Source organism: Iodobacter sp. BJB302, from assembly GCF_002735645.1.
In the GTDB taxonomy this organism is placed as follows: domain Bacteria; phylum Pseudomonadota; class Gammaproteobacteria; order Burkholderiales; family Chitinibacteraceae; genus Iodobacter.
This window is the reverse complement of sequence record NZ_PDZG01000005.1, coordinates 36,143-53,796: the sequence shown is the minus strand read 5'-3', so window position 1 is coordinate 53,796 and position 17,654 is coordinate 36,143. Positions and strand designations below refer to the sequence as shown.

Annotated in this window: 14 protein-coding genes and 3 tRNA genes; 8 read left to right on the top strand and 9 right to left on the bottom strand. The window is 47.3% G+C overall.

Annotated features, from left to right (window positions below; translation table 11 throughout):
- Positions 1–792: a transporter substrate-binding domain-containing protein gene (locus CSQ88_RS02840; protein ID WP_099396586.1), complete on the top strand. Its 792-nt coding sequence runs from the start codon at positions 1–3 to the stop codon at positions 790–792.
- Between the two features lie 46 nt (positions 793–838).
- Here CSQ88_RS02840 and CSQ88_RS02835 read toward each other — a convergent pair whose 3' ends face one another.
- The 5 genes from CSQ88_RS02835 to CSQ88_RS02815 form a co-directional block, all read right to left on the bottom strand.
- On the bottom strand, positions 839–1,306 hold the full coding sequence (locus CSQ88_RS02835) for a DUF3617 family protein (protein ID WP_180273505.1): 468 nt from the start codon (positions 1,304–1,306) through the stop codon (positions 839–841).
- A 212-nt stretch (positions 1,307–1,518) separates the two neighbouring features.
- Positions 1,519–1,594 (bottom strand) — tRNA-Lys (locus CSQ88_RS02830).
- A gap of 80 nt (positions 1,595–1,674) precedes the next feature.
- On the bottom strand, positions 1,675–3,204 hold the full coding sequence (locus tag CSQ88_RS02825; protein WP_099396584.1) for a sensor histidine kinase: 1,530 nt from the start codon (positions 3,202–3,204) through the stop codon (positions 1,675–1,677).
- Between the two features lie 316 nt (positions 3,205–3,520).
- Positions 3,521–3,596, bottom strand: a tRNA-Lys gene (locus CSQ88_RS02820).
- 24 nt (positions 3,597–3,620) lie between these two features.
- Positions 3,621–3,696: transfer RNA gene (locus CSQ88_RS02815), tRNA-Lys, on the bottom strand.
- A 282-nt stretch (positions 3,697–3,978) separates the two neighbouring features.
- Here CSQ88_RS02815 and gloA point away from each other — a divergent pair.
- On the top strand, positions 3,979–4,359 hold the full coding sequence (gloA, locus tag CSQ88_RS02810; RefSeq protein ID WP_099396583.1) for a lactoylglutathione lyase: 381 nt from the start codon (positions 3,979–3,981) through the stop codon (positions 4,357–4,359).
- Complete coding sequence (locus CSQ88_RS02805; RefSeq protein WP_099396582.1) at positions 4,356–5,759, top strand: sodium:proton antiporter; 1,404 nt, start codon at positions 4,356–4,358, stop codon at positions 5,757–5,759. Before gloA ends, CSQ88_RS02805 begins: the two co-directional genes overlap by 4 nt.
- Positions 5,760–5,828: 69 nt before the next feature.
- Here CSQ88_RS02805 and CSQ88_RS02800 read toward each other — a convergent pair whose 3' ends face one another.
- From CSQ88_RS02800 to CSQ88_RS02785, 4 genes are all read right to left on the bottom strand, one after another.
- Positions 5,829–6,932: a toxic anion resistance protein gene (locus CSQ88_RS02800; RefSeq protein WP_099396581.1), complete on the bottom strand. Its 1,104-nt coding sequence runs from the start codon at positions 6,930–6,932 to the stop codon at positions 5,829–5,831.
- A gap of 8 nt (positions 6,933–6,940) precedes the next feature.
- A complete protein-coding gene (locus CSQ88_RS02795; RefSeq protein ID WP_099396580.1) occupies positions 6,941–7,675 on the bottom strand; it encodes a hypothetical protein in 735 nt (244 codons plus the stop codon).
- A 2-nt stretch (positions 7,676–7,677) separates the two neighbouring features.
- Positions 7,678–8,268 (bottom strand): TerD family protein, encoded by a 591-nt coding sequence (locus CSQ88_RS02790; protein WP_099396579.1) that lies wholly within the window; start codon positions 8,266–8,268, stop codon positions 7,678–7,680.
- Between the two features lie 64 nt (positions 8,269–8,332).
- On the bottom strand, positions 8,333–9,082 hold the full coding sequence (locus tag CSQ88_RS02785) for a VWA domain-containing protein (protein WP_099396578.1): 750 nt from the start codon (positions 9,080–9,082) through the stop codon (positions 8,333–8,335).
- 792 nt (positions 9,083–9,874) lie between these two features.
- On the opposite strand from CSQ88_RS02785, the gene CSQ88_RS02775 reads away from it, so the two are divergent.
- The 5 genes from CSQ88_RS02775 (at position 9,875) to deoA (ending at position 17,631) form a co-directional block, all read left to right on the top strand.
- Positions 9,875–12,274, top strand: a complete 2,400-nt coding sequence (locus CSQ88_RS02775; protein ID WP_257212432.1) for a phosphoketolase — start codon at positions 9,875–9,877, stop codon at positions 12,272–12,274.
- Positions 12,275–12,654: 380 nt separating this feature from the next.
- The gene (locus tag CSQ88_RS02765) at positions 12,655–13,455 is read left to right on the top strand and encodes an inositol monophosphatase family protein (RefSeq protein ID WP_099396574.1); all 801 of its coding nucleotides are present in this window, start codon (positions 12,655–12,657) and stop codon (positions 13,453–13,455) included.
- Between the two features lie 459 nt (positions 13,456–13,914).
- On the top strand, positions 13,915–15,192 hold the full coding sequence (locus CSQ88_RS02760) for a NupC/NupG family nucleoside CNT transporter (protein WP_099396573.1): 1,278 nt from the start codon (positions 13,915–13,917) through the stop codon (positions 15,190–15,192).
- 285 nt (positions 15,193–15,477) lie between these two features.
- Positions 15,478–16,254: a deoxyribose-phosphate aldolase gene (gene deoC / locus CSQ88_RS02755; protein ID WP_099396572.1), complete on the top strand. Its 777-nt coding sequence runs from the start codon at positions 15,478–15,480 to the stop codon at positions 16,252–16,254.
- Positions 16,255–16,323: 69 nt separating this feature from the next.
- Positions 16,324–17,631 (top strand): thymidine phosphorylase, encoded by a 1,308-nt coding sequence (deoA, locus tag CSQ88_RS02750; protein WP_099396571.1) that lies wholly within the window; start codon positions 16,324–16,326, stop codon positions 17,629–17,631.
- The last annotated feature ends 23 nt before the right edge of the window (positions 17,632–17,654 follow it).

The following is a 17,654-nucleotide window of genomic DNA, read 5'->3' as shown; positions in this document are numbered from 1 at the left end:
ATGCAACGATTACTTTTGGCGGGTTTACTGTGTATGAGCAGCGTGCTGGCGCATGCTGATCTGCTGGATAAAATTAAAGCGCGTGGTACGTTGATTGCGGGCGTGTCTGCAGATGTTCCGCCATTTGGGCAAAGAAATAAAAATCAAACTGTTTCAGGTTATGACGTTGATTTTGCAGCGGCTATTGCAAAAAAGTTGGGCGTTAAACTGCTGGTGCAGGATGTAGACCCGGCGGAGCGGATACCCAGTGTAAAATCCGGCAAAGTGGATGTGATTGTTGCTGCATTTACTAAAACGCCTGAACGCGAGCGTGAAGTGGCTTGCAGTATTGGTTATTTTGTTGCCTCCCAAAAAGCCTTGAGTAAAAAGGGCAGATATCCCACTTCAGAATCTTTATCCAGGGCGCGAATTGCTGTCTCTAGGGGCACTACAGGCGAAGATTTGTCCAGAAAACTCTACCCTAAAGCTAATGTTGTGGCTTATGCGGACGTTTCTGATGCCGTTAAATCATTAGAGCAGGGTGCTGTAGATGTGGTGATGGATGACGAACCCACATTGGCTGGTGCTTTGAACTCAATGATTGCGAAATCGCATTATGAATTGTCGAGCTTTTCAAATGCCACAGAGATTCTTTCTGTCGCGGTGAAACTGAATGAAAAACGCCTGCTTAATCTGGTTAATGAAACATTATTAGAAACCGAGAAAAGCGGCGAAGCAGAATTGATTTTTAATCGCTGGTTCGGGCCGCAAACCAATACCCCATTCCTGCGTACCTTCCGTATCCAGGGCTAAATATTCCTTAGCGTGGGCAGCTCTGCCCACGTTTCTTTTGCACATCTTATTTGCAATCCCCTAGCCGCTTGGCGCTGCCTTTTACCGTCATTGTTCTGTCCTGAGCTTTTATCTGATGTTCAAACTGATAGCTGTCTCTGGACGGGCTGAATTGAATCACGCTGTGCATGGCTGAAGGGTGTGGCTGATGGCATTGCATATCCATAATGACCGTATTGCCACTATTGCTGATTTTGGGCATGTCGCAATTCTTCTGCTGCTTGTGCCCCATCAGCTGCCAGCTGGTTTCTTTGTCTTTGGATAAGCAGGACGACATGATTATGGTTCCGGCTTTGGGATCAAAGTGCATATTGGGCTGCTGCATTTGTTTTAGCATTTCTGGCTTCATCTGGCTCATCATTGCTTTTTGTTCAGGCTGCATCTCACTGGTGATTTCCCATTGCCCTGGCTGGGGCACGAGCCCGGCAGCCATGGATGCAGAATTGATAAAGAGAAGGGCACAGAAGAAGCGCATAACGATGCTCCGCATATGGGATAAATCGTTATAGACGTGCAAAGGCGGCTCACCATTAAAAATAGGCGAATGGATAATGTCTGGGTGTGATTTGAACCGGAGCAGGTTTGTGCGGGATAAACAAAGCAACCTGTGTGTCGGGCTGAAAGCGGTTCTGGCTGCTGAAAAACAAAAAGCCCAATCCGAAGATTGGGCTAAATGCTTAATATACTTGGTGGGTCGTGCGGGATTCGAACCTGCGACAAACGGATTAAAAGTCCGCTGCTCTACCAACTGAGCTAACGACCCGCTCTAAAGAGATGCGGATTATAGCGTATAAATTTATGTTGTCAAACTTTTTATAAAAAATATTTTTGCTGATATATTTTTTAAAGCTGCCCGGGGGCCGTTTGTGGGCTGACTGATGGAAACTGCAGTATAAATTGTGTGCCTTCATTTGGAAGGCTTTGCACCGTAATTGAGCCGCCAAATTGCTTATTGATAATATTGAATACAATATTCAAACCAAGCCCGGTACCGCCCTGGCCGCGTTTTGTTGTAAAAAATGGATCAAATATTTTGCCGATATGCTCCTGTGAAATGCCCTTGCCATTGTCTTTGAAACTCATATTTACAAGCTCCCCGTTTTGCTCTGCGCTGATTACAATTTGCCCCTGTTTTTCCGGGGTAAAGGCATGCGCCAGCGCATTTATGGTGAGGTTGGTAATGACCTGTGCCATTGCACCTGGATAGCCCTCTAAAACAATCTCTGCCGGGCAGTTTACCGTGACCTGGGCATCGTTTTGTTTGAGAGCAGGGTGCAGGCTTGAAATCACCTCATCGATATACTCTTTTAATTTATATTCCCGCCGCAGCTCGCTGGTCTGATCGACAGCCACCTGTTTAAAGCTTTGGATTAGTGTGGCAGCCCGTTCTGCGTTGCTCATAATCAGTTGGGATGTCTGTTCTGCTGTTTCGATATAAAGCATGACCGAAGATTTTCGAATTGCACCATCACTCATGGCATTTTTGAGTTGAAATGTTGCATCGCTGAGTACAGAGGCGCTGGTCAGTACAATCCCAACAGGGGTATTGATTTCATGGGCTACACCGGCAACTAAGCTGCCCAGACAAGCCATTTTTTCTGATTGAAGTAAAGATGCCTGAGCGGCCTGCAAATCGGTATAGGCTTGTTTACTGGCGTCTTCTGCCTGGCGGCGGCGGCCCATAATGCGCCTGAGTTTGCGCTGAGTCTGGTTGAAGCCCTGAATGACTTCACTAAACTCGCTAAGCTGCGTTTCAGGTAGCTCTTCTGCTTCATCACCATCATGGCGTGATAAAGCGAAGAGGGCATCACGCAATTGGCTCAGAGGGGTAAACACCATTCTTAAACTGAATGTAAAGGCCAGCAGCAGGATAGAGTCTATGACTAAGATTTCCAGTGCTCTTCGCCAGATATTGGCGCTCAGAGCCGCATCAATGCGCTCCCTGGAGAAATAAACGTTTACTTCGCCCAGGAGTATGCTTTTGCTGGTGTTATTTGAGGCATCTATATCACGGTAAAGCGGCTGGGTAATATGAATTCCCTGAATGTCTGTCCATTGGTTTGTAATTTGCTTGTTTGAGCTTTTTTGTACAGAAGCAAATCGCTCCCCGTCTAAATCCAAGACTAAAATGCCACGTACTTCTTCGGGCAGTATTTCAGCGCTTAGTATTCTATGCGCGGATGCAGGGTTCAGATCCCACAGCGGCCGGGGCAAGCTAATGGTGAGCCGGTTTATTGTTTCTTTTTGCAATTGCTCAAAACGCAACTCCAGCTCATGGGAGAGCAAACCCTGAGCATAAATGCTGAATGCAGCCAAGATGGACGTGGTCATCACGATAAATAACACAATGAGTCGAATTCGAATCGAATGCATAGGCGCTATTGTTCCGGAAGAGATGCAGCAATTGGCCTGATAACAAGCCAGGCTTATGAGTTTCTGCAGCGCTGGCTGGTTTTGTTTTAATGAATAAGCCAGTCAGGGCTGCTGCAAAATGGGCCGACAATTTATAAAGGTATGCTTTTTGGTCTGGGGTGTGTGTTATATAAGGTGTTTGGCTGGTGTAAGCGGCGGTGTCAAGAATACGGTGCTGAATGAATCAGAGCTTAAGCGCTGATTGATGGAGGCATGTGCAGGGAGCGGACAACAAAAAGCCCAATCTTTTGGATTGGGCCAGATATCACATCTATTATGGTGGGCTGTGACAGATTCGAACTGTCGACCTACGGATTAAGAGTCCGCTGCTCTACCAGCTGAGCTAACAGCCCTGAACACACATTGAGTGAGAAGAGTGGTGGGTCGTGCGGGATTCGAACCTGCGACAAACGGATTAAAAGTCCGCTGCTCTACCAACTGAGCTAACGACCCGCTCTCACTTCAGAGAGGACGCATTGTAATGGATTGAGATTTTGTGTCAAGCCTTGCGTGGCCAGTTGCGGCCATAATCAGCAGAATTTGTTGTTTACTCTCTGATTTTAATAAATAATTTTTATTATGGTCGTTGGCAGATATTGCATCTGTTTTTTTTGATTTCCCTACCCCGGTGCAGTTTTATGCGGGTAAAAAAATCGTGAATTTATGCAAAAGTGTTAATGCGGCAAGTTTACAGAAACACGGTAAACTTAAGTTTTCTTGAATTGGATAATCGTCATGCGCTTGCTGCATACCATGCTCCGTGTGGGCAATCTTGAACTATCTATTCAGTTTTATATCGAAGTGCTGGGTATGCGTTTATTGCGCCGCACAGACTTCACAGAAGGCCGTTTTACGCTGGCATTCTTGGGTTATGAAGATGAAGCCAGTGGCACAGTGCTGGAGCTTACCCATAATTGGGATACCGAAAAATATGATCTGGGCAATGCTTACGGGCATATTGCGATTGAAACAGATGATATTTATATGCGCTGTAATGATGTGCGTGCAAAGGGCGGCAAGGTTGTGCGTGAGCCTGGCCCTATGAAACATGGCAGCACCATCATTGCTTTTGTTGAAGATCCGGATGGTTACAAAATCGAATTTATCCAAAAATGAAAAAACACCTATTTCTAGCTTTAAGTTTGTTACCAGGACTTGCTTTAGCCGCAGATTTTGATGGCGCTACATTAAGCTTGGCCTGGGCCTTGCCTTTTGTAGGTATCTTGCTTTCAATTGCGCTATTTCCTTTATTTGCACCTCATTTCTGGCATAGCCATTTTGGTAAGGTCGCTGCTTTCTGGGCTGCGTGTTTCTTATTGCCGTTTACCATGGTCTTTGGTGTGCCTGCTTCGCTGGGAGTGATTGCACACGCAATGATTGAGGAATATATCCCTTTTATTTTGATTTTGTTTGCCTTGTATACCATTTCTGGTGGGATACTGGTTTGGGGAAATCTGCATGGCTCGCCAAAGCTAAATACAGGTTTGCTGGCATTAGGCACGGTACTGGCTTCGATTATGGGAACAACAGGCGCTGCCATGCTGCTGATTCGTCCTTTGATTAAGGCGAATGACAACCGCAAGCATAATGTGCATGTGGTGGTGTTTTTTATTTTCCTGGTGGCTAATATCGGTGGTGGTTTAACCCCTCTGGGTGATCCGCCTTTATTTCTTGGTTTTTTAAAAGGTGTGGATTTTTTCTGGACCTTCAGCCATATGCTGCCTTTAGTTGCTTTTGCTGCGGCTTTATTGCTCACCGCGTTTTACTTTATTGATAGTTATTATTTCAAAAAAGAAGGCGTATTGGAGATTGATAAAACCAAAGATAAGCCGATTAAAATCCATGGGAAATTCAATTTCTTTCTGATTGCCGCCGTCGTGGCTGCTGTCGTGATGTCGGGTGTGTGGAAGCCTGGTATTAGCTGGCATATTGCAGGCACAGAGCTGGCGATCCAGGATTTAATGCGCGATCTTATTTTACTGGCATTAGCACTGGTTTCTTTGAAATTTACGCCTAAGCCCATACGGGCAGGTAATGATTTTAACTGGGGTCCTATTTTAGAAGTGGCTAAGTTATTTGCCGGTATCTTTATTGTTATGGCCCCGGCTATTGCAATCTTGCGTGCAGGTGAGGCAGGGCATTTAGCGCCTCTGGTTAATACTGTGAGTAATGCCAGTGGTGGCCCGGTTGATTATATGTATTTCTGGATGACGGGTTTATTATCCGCCTTTCTGGATAATGCCCCGACTTATCTGGTGTTCTTTAATCTGGCTCATGGCGATGCTGTGCAAATGATGGGGCCAATGGCATCCACGCTGCTGGCTATTTCGGCGGGCTCGGTATTTATGGGGGCACTGAGCTATATCGGTAATGCGCCTAATTTTATGGTGAAAGCCGTTGCTGAAGACCGTGGTATTAAAATGCCAAGCTTCTTTGGCTATATGGCCTGGTCTTGTGCCATTTTATTGCCATTATTTGTGTTAATGACTTTAGTATTTTTTAGTCATTCGTTTTAAAGAAAAGGCCCCGCTGCAAAACAGCGGGGCCTTTTTTATTTTCTTGTCATTCTCAGCTTGTTGCCGGCTTTATTGCTTTAATGTCTGTTTAAGCTCTGCATCCATCCGTGCAATTTCTTGCGTGGTTTTGGCCCTTTGCTGGCCACGCTGTTCTGCTAATTGTATTTTTTGCCTGATCATATCAATGGTTTTATCCTGCACATGCTGCAGTGTGCTGATATCCACGGCCTGTCTTTGCAAAGCGGTTTCTGCACCAATTACATTGTCGTGTATTTGATCTGCTGCGCGCTTCATGGATGACTGAATTTGGTCTTTAACGCGGTTACTGATTTCTAAATTGGCTTTTTGGCGCAGGCTGAGTAAACCCATGCTGATATCGGTGCCCCATGCCGGAATCGCGTTTTCCAGCAAAGAGCGAAAATCATCGGTAATCCCGCGGTTTGCGTCTTCCAGGCCCTTGATTTGAAATGCGCGCAATTTTGCCTGATGGATCTGCAGCTCGATGGTTTCAGCCCTGCGTGTCAGGCGATCTACCCTTTGCCTTTGTCCTGCTATCAGCATCGGGTCGTTGGGATCAAGTGCAGCCAGCTTTTGCTGCTCTTCGGCCAGTACAACGCCGATGGCGGGCAGGATTTGCTCCAGTGCGCGCATATCGGCCAGATTGGCTTCATAAGCATTGCTCAGCCACTGGTTATCGGTTTCCATGACGCGCAGGCGATTTCGCATATCGTTGCAAATTTTGTCGATTTGCCCTTTTGCGCTGTCAAAAGCCTGTACTACATCTACTTTGGCAACGTTCAGTGTGCGCTTCAGGCGCTTAACCAGCCCGTTCAGGCCGCTGGGCTCGCCAAGCTGATCGTAGTGCACGGTGGTCATCAGTTTGAGTACATCATTCATGCCGCGGCCAAAGTCGCCGGTATCGCTGGCGCGTGTTTTAGCCAGCAGCTGATCAGATAACTGAACCAATTGCTGTGTTTGCCTGTTGCCGATTTCCTCGAGCTGCTCACTGCCCAGCTGGCGTATTTGTGCTACGAGGGCAGGATCAGCTGCCGGAGCGGCTGCTTGGGCAGGCTGGATAACGCTGAGCGGCGCATCAGCGGCCTGATTCAGATCGACGGGCAGTGGGCTTGGGCCGGGTGATGGGCTGCCAAACAAGTCTTTGTATTGCGACATGGTAATCCTCAGAGTTTTTGCTGAATATCGACAACCAGCAGAGACAGAAAGTGGCCCCGCCAATTTTCAATATCAAGCAGCTGTTCGTCCAGTTGGGCTGTGAGCTGCCGTGTGGATGCGGCTTGCAGGGATAAAATATGAGCCTGAGTCATGATGCGGCTGAGTAGCTGATCTTCCGGGGCCAGTACCTGCAGAGCGTCTGTTTTTAAAACATCAGCCAAACGATCCAGGTAATCAGTCTGGCGCAGTAATTCATCAATATCATTTTGTAAAAATAAATCCGGTTTTAATTCCTGCCGCATAAATAATTGCAACTGATCGATTAATGCGTGTGCATGAGCCTTATCCGGGGCCTTTTTTCCAAACAATAAACTGCGTTTTGGATTGATGGCTGCCTGCAGATCATCAGCCTGGCGCTTTGCCTCAGTAAAGATGGTATTTAACAGATTTTCACGGCTCTTAACCGACTGAGTAAGGTCGATTACGCGGTGCATCAGCTGCTCGCTGGCTTTAATTAATTCTGCATAGCGCAGATTAACGCCCTCGGTGCTGGCAATTGTTTTAGGTGCGGTGGTGAGTGCTTTGTCTGCGTTGATTTCATCCGGCCTGGCAGGGCTTGTCTGGCCGGCAAACAGATCCGCCAGATTTTCGCTTGCAGGGGCTGTTTGAGGAGCTTCTGGCTCCCCAAACAGATCGCGCATTGGGGCTGCAGGAGCACCAAATAAATCGCGATAGCCGGACATAATCAGCCTTGATAACCAAATAATTGGAAGAAATCAGGCAATTCTTTACCCGGATAGCCCTGGCTGACGTTTTCTACAGTCCATACCTGATCTTTTTTACGAATGCTTGCAAATAAGCAGCCGGTAGATCCTGCATCCAGCGACGCCAGTTTCGCTTCGGCCAGTAATTCATTGTTTTTATTATTGAAGATTTGCATTTTTGCATCGGCCACTTCGGCAAAGCTTTGCCCGCGCTCAATGGCTTTATCTATGGTGCCAACAATGGCGATTAAATCGCAATTGCCGGGCAGGGCATTAAAGTGAATCAGGATGACTTCGTCGGGGCCATCGCCATCACCGGTACGATCGTCCCCGGCCAGGTGTTCCATTGAAGGGGTTTTTTGCTGGCCCCAGTAGCAAATATGATCAACTTCGCTGATTTTCCCTAAGGGGCCGCCACCTGTGCTGTTAAGCGGAAAGCAGCTGGCATCTAAATCATAGCTGCCTTTGCTGGTGTTTTTGGGCGGGGACCAGGACAGCTCAAGGCGCACTTCTTGTAGTGGAGCGTTGTTTTTAGTGAGCGGTAAGCTACCGCCTTTTGTCATTGGGAGCATCTTCTATCCTTACTGGGTTTTATTGAATTTTAATCAGCTATTTTGCAATAATTAAGTATCTGGCTCAGCCTTTATATTCTGCTGATAATTGCTCAAACCAGCGTTTGAATTCTGTATCAAAAATACGGTCGTAAAGCTGATCGGTAGAGAGATTTGCTAATTCAGTTAAGCGGTGGAATGTACATCCTTCAACTTCATTCGCCGCTTTTTGCATCAAATTAAACTTTACCTTTTTATCAGAGTTTGCACCAATCAATACGACAAAAGTACCAATTTTGGCGAGCTCTTTTAATTGAGAAATAAAGTTCGGAGCAGAACCCATATCTTCGCCATCTGAAACAAATAATACTAAGAATGCTTCTTTCTTTTCTGCAGGGGTTTTTTTACCAAAACCAAACAAGCCTTTGAGCATGCCCCCTAGCGTTTGCTCCATGGCCTTACTTTTTAGCAGTGCTTCCAGTGCTTTGGCATAGTCGGTTGAGCCCCATAAAATAGGCTTGGCTCTGTTTAAAAAATCGGTACGGATTTCTGTTTCGGTATCAACTGAATAATCGCCGGTATCTAAAGCACGGTCTGAAAAACCAATAATTTGAATATTGCGGTCAGGATCAATTACCCCTGCGATTGCGAGCGCGGCCGTAAAAAATGGATCAACAATATAGCCGCCGCCAGGAAGCTTTTTTGTAAATTCATCTTTAAATGAGCCACTTACATCAGCAAATAATTTCATGTTTATTTTAAAGCCTGGCGGTACATTTTGTTTTTGTAAGATCAGGCGAACTTTATCCTGCTCTTTTGCCATGGGTAAACTCATCTGTTGCTCCAGTTGAAGATAGTAAAAAGGGGCAGGCACGATCGTGCTAAAAATTTCTTATATATAAGCTGAATGCACAGGCCTGTTTAGCTTATATAGTGCAGTGTGCAGCAGGGCATCCAAGTTCTATTACTTTTGCCTTACGTTATATCGGCAAGTTACCGTAGCAATAAACAAAGAGCAAGTAAGGTGTGAAGCTGGTAGATGCGTGTCAGGCTTGCGGGTTTTCTTGTAAAACTAGGAGGTAATCATTACGCGGATGTATAAAGTACCGCTTTATGTTTACAGGGCAGCTGAATACTTCAAATTACAATGATTTAGCGCTGAATGCCGGATGAAAAATAACGCTGTTTTGCACCACAGCCCGGAAATATACAGAATAATATATCTGTTATATGTATATAAATATGCAATTAATATTATTAACACAGAATATTTTTTAAAACAATATGCAGCTTTTTTTTTAAAAACATTGTTTGCGGGAAAACTTGTTAAGAATAATATTTGTTATAAAATAAAGTGTTATTTTTTAGCCTCTGAATTATTCCTGTTTTGTACTCAGGATGATGGATGATAATGACTCATTATGACTCGGTATTATTTGCGGCTCAGGGTCATTCCTGGAACAAAACAGCCTGCAGATGGTCTTGTATAAGGTGAAAAACTTATTGTGTTCGACTTCTGGCAGATTTGATTTTTGTCATACAGCCTTAAATAGCAATCATGTACAGTAGTTTCAACAGATGAAATTCTTAACGATTTACTGATTAGCAACTCTCAACGAGGTGTTCCGTGACTCAACAGCTATCTCCTGCACAAATCAACAAAATGCACGCTTACTGGCGTGCGGCTAACTACCTCTCAGTTGGTCAAATTTATTTGTTAGATAATCCGCTTCTTACAGAGCAACTGAAGTTTGCTCACATCAAGCCTCGTCTGTTGGGCCACTGGGGTACTACGCCTGGTCTGAATTTTATTTATGTTCATGCTAATCGCGTAATTAAAGAACGCAAAAGCCCGATGATTTATATCACTGGTCCTGGCCATGGCGGCCCTGGTCTGGTGGCAAATACTTATCTGGAAGGCAGCTACGAAGAATTCTATCCACATATCGACCGCACGACTGCCGGTATGCAACGTCTGTTTAAGCAATTCTCCTTCCCACGCGGTATTCCTTCGCACGTAGCACCGGAAACTCCGGGCTCGATGCACGAAGGCGGCGAGTTGGGTTATTCGCTTTCACACGCGTTTGGTGCTGCTTTTGATAATCCAAACCAAACTGTTATCGCTGTTGTGGGTGATGGTGAGGCTGAAACCGGCCCGCTGGCTGCATCATGGCACTCCAATAAATATCTGCACCCTGTGAATGACGGTTTTGTTCTGCCTATCCTGCATCTGAATGGCTACAAGATTGCTAATCCAACCTTGCTGTCACGTATCAGCCATGAAGAAATCACCAAGATGTTTGAAGGTTTTGGTTATAAGCCTCACTTTGTTGAGCTGAAAACCGAAACATTCAATGAAAAAGACGAGTCATTTACCGAGATCCACCAAAAAATGGCTGCGACCATGGATCTGTGTATGGCCGAGCTGGATGCGATTCGTGCTAAGGCACAGGCAGAAATGGATGCTGGCGTACCTATCGTTCGCCCACGCTACCCAATGATTGTGATGCGTACGCCTAAAGGCTGGACTGGCCCGAAAGAAATTAAAGGCAAGAAAGTTGAAGACTACTGGCGCAGCCATCAGGTGCCGTTCTCTGATATCGATGAAGAAAACGTCCACAACTTAGAAAACTGGATGAAGAGCTATCGTCCTGAAGAGCTATTCAATACCGATGGTTCATTCAAGGCAGAGCTGGCTGAATTAGCACCAGAAGGCGCATTGCGCATGGGTTCTAACCCAGTTGTGCACGGCCAGGAATCTAAAGATCTGCGCATGCCGGATTTCCGCAAATACGCGGTTACATTCGATAAGCCAGGTACAGTGAATGCTGAAGCCACCCGCGTGATGGGTAAATTCCTGCGCGATGTGATGGATGAGAACGAAGAGCAAAAGAACTTCCGTATCTTCGGGCCGGATGAAACTGCATCCAACCGCTGGAACGATGTGTTCGATGTATCAGGCAAAACATGGTTTGCTGATTACCTTGAAGCAGATAAAACCAATGATTACCTGGCGCAAGATGGCCGTGTAATGGAAATCTTGTCTGAACATACCTGCCAGGGCTGGCTGGAAGCGTACAACCTGACCGGTCGTCACGGCTTCTTCAGCTGCTACGAAGCGTTTATCCACGTGATTGATTCGATGTTTAACCAGCACGCAAAATGGCTGAAAACAACACGTACCATCAACTGGCGCAAACCTTTGCCATCGCTGAACTACCTGCTGACATCGCACGTATGGCGTCAGGATCACAATGGCTTCTCACACCAGGATCCGGGTTTCCTTGATCATGTGATCAACAAGCGTGCAGAAGTGATCCGTGTTTACCTGCCAGCAGATGCCAACACCCTGCTCAGCGTAACTGATCATGTATTACGCAGCCGTCACTATGTAAACGTGGTGGTAGCTGGTAAGCAGCCAGCGCTGCAATACCTGACTATGGATCAAGCCATCACCCATTGCACCAAGGGTCTGGGGATCTGGGACTGGGCTTCGAATGACCAGGGCGGTGAGCCAGATGTAGTCATGGCTTGCGCGGGTGAAGTACCGACCATGGAAGCACTGGCTGCAACTGATTTGCTGCGCCAGCACTTCCCTGATCTGAAAATCCGCTTTGTGAACGTGTGCGATCTGATGACACTGCAGCCAGAAGAAGAGCACTCACATGGCTTGTCTGACCGCGAATTTGATTCCATATTCACCGCAGATAAACCAGTGATGTTTGCCTTCCACGGCTACCCATGGCTGATTCACCGCCTAACATACCGTCGCAATGGTCACAGCAATATCCATGCGCGTGGTTATATCGAAGAAGGCTCAACTTCTACACCGTTTGATATGGTAGTAGTGAATAAGCTGGATCGCTTTAACCTGGCCATTGATGTGATTGATCGTGTACCTGCATTGCAAAAGATCGGCGCACATGTACGTCAGAAACTGTCGGACAAATTGGTAGAACACAGCCAATATATCGCAGAACACGGTGACGATATGCCAGAAGTTAAAAACTGGAAGTGGGCTTATTAATTAGCGGTGTTTAGCTGATTAAAAACCACAAAAACCGCTCCTCGGATGGGGGGCGGTTTTTTTTATGGCTGTGATCAGGGCGGGTGAAACCCCATACGTAATAAGCAGATTTTTTTTATCAGCAAACTGTGAAAAGCATAATAAGCACGCACTTTGCATAGGGCTTTTTAAAGTCCCCTTGAAAGACGCCGGAGCGAGGAACAAGCGGGGCGGGGGATCGCTTGGGGGCGAGGAACGAGCCAATCCCGCCCGCCGCCGGCTCGATTGGACCGCAACAGGGGCTTCAACCATCCTACACATATTCCCCAACGTTTTTCATGTGCACATGCAACAAAGTCATCTTACTGCCTTACAATGAGGGGTAAACATGGGAGAGAGCTGTGAGCGATTTTGAGCGTTTATCCGATTTAGTTGCTTTGGCCCGCCGTGTAGCGGCTGAAGAAATTATGCCGCGCTTTCAGCAGGTGGCGTCCAGCCGTAAACATGATGGCAGCCTCTTTACCGAGGCGGATATGGCATCGCAAGCTGCATTGCAGCGTGAGCTCCCTAAAATTGTGAATTGCCCGGTGCTGGGCGAAGAAATGAGCGTGGCCGAGCAAAAATCGCTGTGGGCAGATCATGAAGATGGCCTGTGGATTGTTGATCCAATTGATGGCACAACCAATTTTGTACACGGCTTGCCGCATTTTTCGGTGTCGATTGCCTTATTCCGCCAAGGGCGGCCAGTGCTGGGTGTGGTTTATGTACCGGCTTTGGATGAGTGCTTTTCGGCTGCGGCAGGCTATGGTGCTTGGATGAACGGGCGCACTTTACCGCTGCGCCAGGAAGTGCCTAAATCGTTGTGTGAGGCCGTAGCCGCCGTAGAGCCTAAGTATTTAGGCGGGCGATTGCCTGCGCGGGTGGTCAGCGTGGCCCCATTCAGCAGCCTGCGCAATTATGGCTCTTCGACTATAGACTGGTGCTGGCTGGCGGCAGGGCGCACAGATTTAATGTTGCATGGCTCGCAAAAGCTATGGGATTACGCGGCGGGGGTCTTGATCTTGCTTGAGTCCGGCGGGCAAATTGCCAGTATCCATCATGATAATTACTGGCAGGATCATATTTGGCAAAGATCGGTTGTGGCTGCGCGTTGCCCATCCTTATTTAAGCCCTGGCTGGAATGGGTTAAGAATAATCGCTGATGAATAATAATATTATTTTTCTGTATTGAGTATTAATGGCCTATTGCCATTTTATTTGATTAAAAGTATGTGGTTATAAATCGCCAGAAAAAGGCGCAAGCTTTACAGCTTGCGCCTTTTTTGATTTCTCTCAAATAAAACAGTAAATGCAGTTGCTTACACCATTCGAAAATATAAAACAAATAAAATGGATAATTTCTGATGGTTGGCAGGTAAATTTAGTTTTTTTTGCCTGAAAAGCATTAATATGTGCCGCTTTTTTTGAAATCAGGGTATTTCGCTTACATGTGCGGATTTGCTAAACATTCATTACGTTTTTAAGTGGCCGGCGTATAAGTGAAACACCTTATTTCTTCAAATATTACCAGGCCTATATTGCAGGCTGAGTGAAAACCCGTAAAAAACAAGCCGCAGCGCACGCAAATATTAAAGCGGTATGTGAAATTTCAGGAGACGAAGATGTTTGAAGTTGGACGCAGCCTAATCGGTATCGCGGTTCTGTTATTGATTGCTTTTGCAATTTCAATGAACCGCAAAGCAATTAAACCACGCATCATTATTGCTGCACTATTAACCCAGATTTCTATTGGTGCAATTGTGCTGTTTATTCCATTGGGTAAAGATATTTTACTGAATGTGGCTAATGCAGTGAATCATGTATTGGAATACGGTAATCATGGTATCTCATTTTTATTCGGCGGCTTAGTCGATAAAAAAATGTTCGAGGTATTTGGCAACGGCGGATTTGTGTTTGCATTTCGTGTGTTACCGATGATTATCTTTATGACTTCGTTTATTTCTGTGCTGTATTACCTTGGTGTAATGCGCTGGATTGTAACGATTTTAGGCACTATCTTCCAAAAGCTCTTAGGTGTGAGCAAGCTGGAATCTTTTTCTGCTGTGACGACTATTTTCCTCGGCCAGAGCGAAATGCCTGCGGTGGTTAAGCCATTTATGAAAACCATGAGCGGCCCTGAGCTGTTTGCGGTGATGTCCAGTGGTATGGCTGCGATTGCCGGCTCGGTCTTGGCGGGTTATGCAGGGCTTGGCGTGCGTATGGAATACCTGATTGCCGCTTCATTTATGGCGATTCCAGGTGGCTTGTTATTTGCCAAAATTATTTGCCCAAGCACTGAAGAAAGTACGGTAGAAATTAAAGACCTGACTTTTGACGATGAGCGTCCGGCTAATCTGATCGAAGCGGGTGCCGCAGGTGCATCTGTAGGCCTGAAGATTGCTCTGAATGTTGGCGCGATGTTGCTGGCGTTTATTGGCCTGATTGCACTGGTGAATGGTTTGGTTGCCGGTGTGGGCGGCTTGTTTGGCCATCCTGAATACAATCTTGAATTGATTCTGGGGATTGTGTTCTCGCCATTGGCTTACTTAATTGGTGTGCCTTGGGAACATGCGGCGCTGGCAGGTAACTTCCTTGGCCAGAAAATGATTCTGAACGAGTTTGTGGCCTTTGTGGGCTTGGCTCCATACCTTAAAGATGCTGCTGCTGTTTCGGCTGCAGGCTTGCAAGTACTGGATGCTAAAACACTGGCGATTCTGTCTTTTGCTTTGTGCGGCTTTGCCAACTTCTCGTCGATTGCCATTCTGGCAGGTGGTTTTGGCTCGGTAGCGCCAGAGCGCCGTTCCGAAGTAAGCCGTTATGGCTTGCGCGTGGTGGCTGCTGCAACGCTGTCTAATCTGATGAGCGCAACGATTGCTGGTTTGTTTATCAGCATGGCTTAAGTTTTAAAGCAGGCTCTGTTGATTTGTTCCCTTGTGAAGTCAGTCAACAGCGGCGTAGGTTGGGTTAGCTGCTTTGTTGGTCGTTTTGTACCAACAAAGCAGCGTAACCCAACGTGCTCAGGCGGCTTTTACGGAAATGTTGTATTCGTGAAGTTGTGGGTTGGTTGGGTTAGCTTGTTTGTTGGCCGTCTTTGCCAATAAACAAGCGTAACCCAACATGCTCAGATCAAGATCAAGCTTCATCTTTGAAGCAAACCGCTCAAATATTTTGTAAAAGGAAAAATCATGGCAACTCAAAATCAACTCTGTGCTGCAGCCCTGCGTGGTTTGCATTTAATGGATTTAACCGCGCTGAACGATACAGACACCGTGGCTTCGATTGAAGCTTTGGCAGCATCGGCAAAAACCCCTGTGGGCAATCCTGCAGCACTCTGTGTTTACGCACAGTTTGTACCTACTGCAAAAGCGGCGCTGGCGGCTCACGGTTTGAATATTCCGGTGGCTACCGTAACTAACTTTCCTAAGGGCGAGCCAACACCGGCTGAAGCTGCCGCTGAAACAGCCGCCGCCATTGCTAATGGCGCAGATGAAGTGGATGTGGTTTTCCCATGGCGCGCGCTGATGGCGGGTGATGAGCAAGTTGGCTTTGATGTAGTAGCGCAAAGCCGCGCTGCGGTTGGCGATAAGATTCTGAAAGTAATTATCGAAAGCGGCGAGCTAAAAACGCCTGAGCTGATTCGTAAAGCCAGTGAGATTTCTATTGCCGCAGGCGCGCATTTTATTAAGACCTCCACAGGTAAAGTACCGGTGAACGCTACGCAAGAAGCGGCTGAAATCATGATTCAGGCGATTAAAGACAGCGGCAAAGCGGTTGGCTTTAAGGCCGCAGGCGGCGTGCGTACTGCACAAGATGCGCTGGAATACCTGGCCATTGCTGACCGCATCATGGGGCCGGACTGGGCGCAAGCGGCAACTTTCCGTTTTGGCGCATCCAGCCTGATGGGCAGCCTGCTGACCACCTTGGGCCACGATGCAGGTGCAACGGCTAAATCGGCGTATTGATGGCCTGATTGAATGTGGCGGTTTTCCCCCCCCGCCCTACAGAATGTGAGTTGTTTCAAAGAGGTTTATATGTTTCTGCCGCAGGAAATCATCCGTAAAAAGCGCAATGGCGAAGTATTAAGTGGTGAAGAGATTCGTTTTTTTGTGCGTGGGATCAGCGATCAGAGTATTTCTGAAGGGCAGATCGCGGCCTTGGCGATGGCAGTTTACTTTAAAGGTATGGAGCTGGATGAGCGTGTGGCGCTGACTTTTGCCATGCGTGATTCGGGCCAGGTTTTAGACTGGCGCAGCCTGGATTTATCCGGCCCGGTGCTGGATAAACATTCAACCGGCGGCGTGGGTGATCTGGTTTCCCTGCTCTTGGGGCCAATGATTGCGGCTTGTGGTGGCTTTGTGCCGATGATTTCCGGCCGTGGCCTTGGGCACACCGGCGGTACTTTAGATAAGTTTGATGCGATTCCTGGTTACAACACCGAGCCAAGTACTGAGCTATTTCGCAAAACGGTGCGTGAAGTGGGCGTGGCGATCATCGGCCAGACTGGTGATTTAGCCCCTGCGGATAAACGCCTCTACGCGATTCGCGATGTGACCGCCACGGTGGAATCGGTGGCCATGATTACCGGCTCGATTTTGTCGAAAAAATTATCGGCAGGGCTGGATGCGCTGGTGATGGATGTCAAAGTAGGCAGTGGCGCATTTATGCCAAATCTCGCCGCATCGCGTGAGCTGGCGACCAGTATTGTTGAGGTCGGTAATGGCGCAGGCCTGCCAACGGCTGCACTGCTCACCGATATGAACGAGCCACTTGCCCCATGTGCGGGTAATGCCATCGAAGTGCGCTGTGCGCTGGATTATTTAAGCGGCAAACATCGCCCAACACGCTTGCATCAGGTGACGATGGCGCTGTGCAGCGAAATGCTGGTGCTGGGTAAATTGGCCGCCAATGCGGCCGAAGCCGAAAGCAAACTCATGGCGGCCCTGAATAGCGGCCGTGCAGCGGAAATATTTGGCCGTATGATCGCCAGCCTTGGCGGGCCGGCTGATTTTATTGAAAAGCCAGAGCAATATCTGCCACAGGCCGCGCTACAAATTGCGGTGCCAGCGGCGCAAAATGGTTTTATTGTGGCTATAGATACCCGTGCGCTGGGCATGGCCGTAGTCAGCCTGGGTGGTGGCCGCCGTAAGCCGGGTGATGCGCTGGATTACGCGGTAGGTATTACCCAAATTGCTGGCTTAGGCCAGGAAGTAAGGGCAGGCGAGCCATTGGCCATCGTACATGCACAAAACGCACAGGCGGCAGAGCTGGCGGTGCAAGAAATACAGGCTGCGTTTACATACGGCTTAGTTGCCGTTGCCAGCAATCCGATTATTTATTGATTTAAAAGCTTCACAGGCTTAAG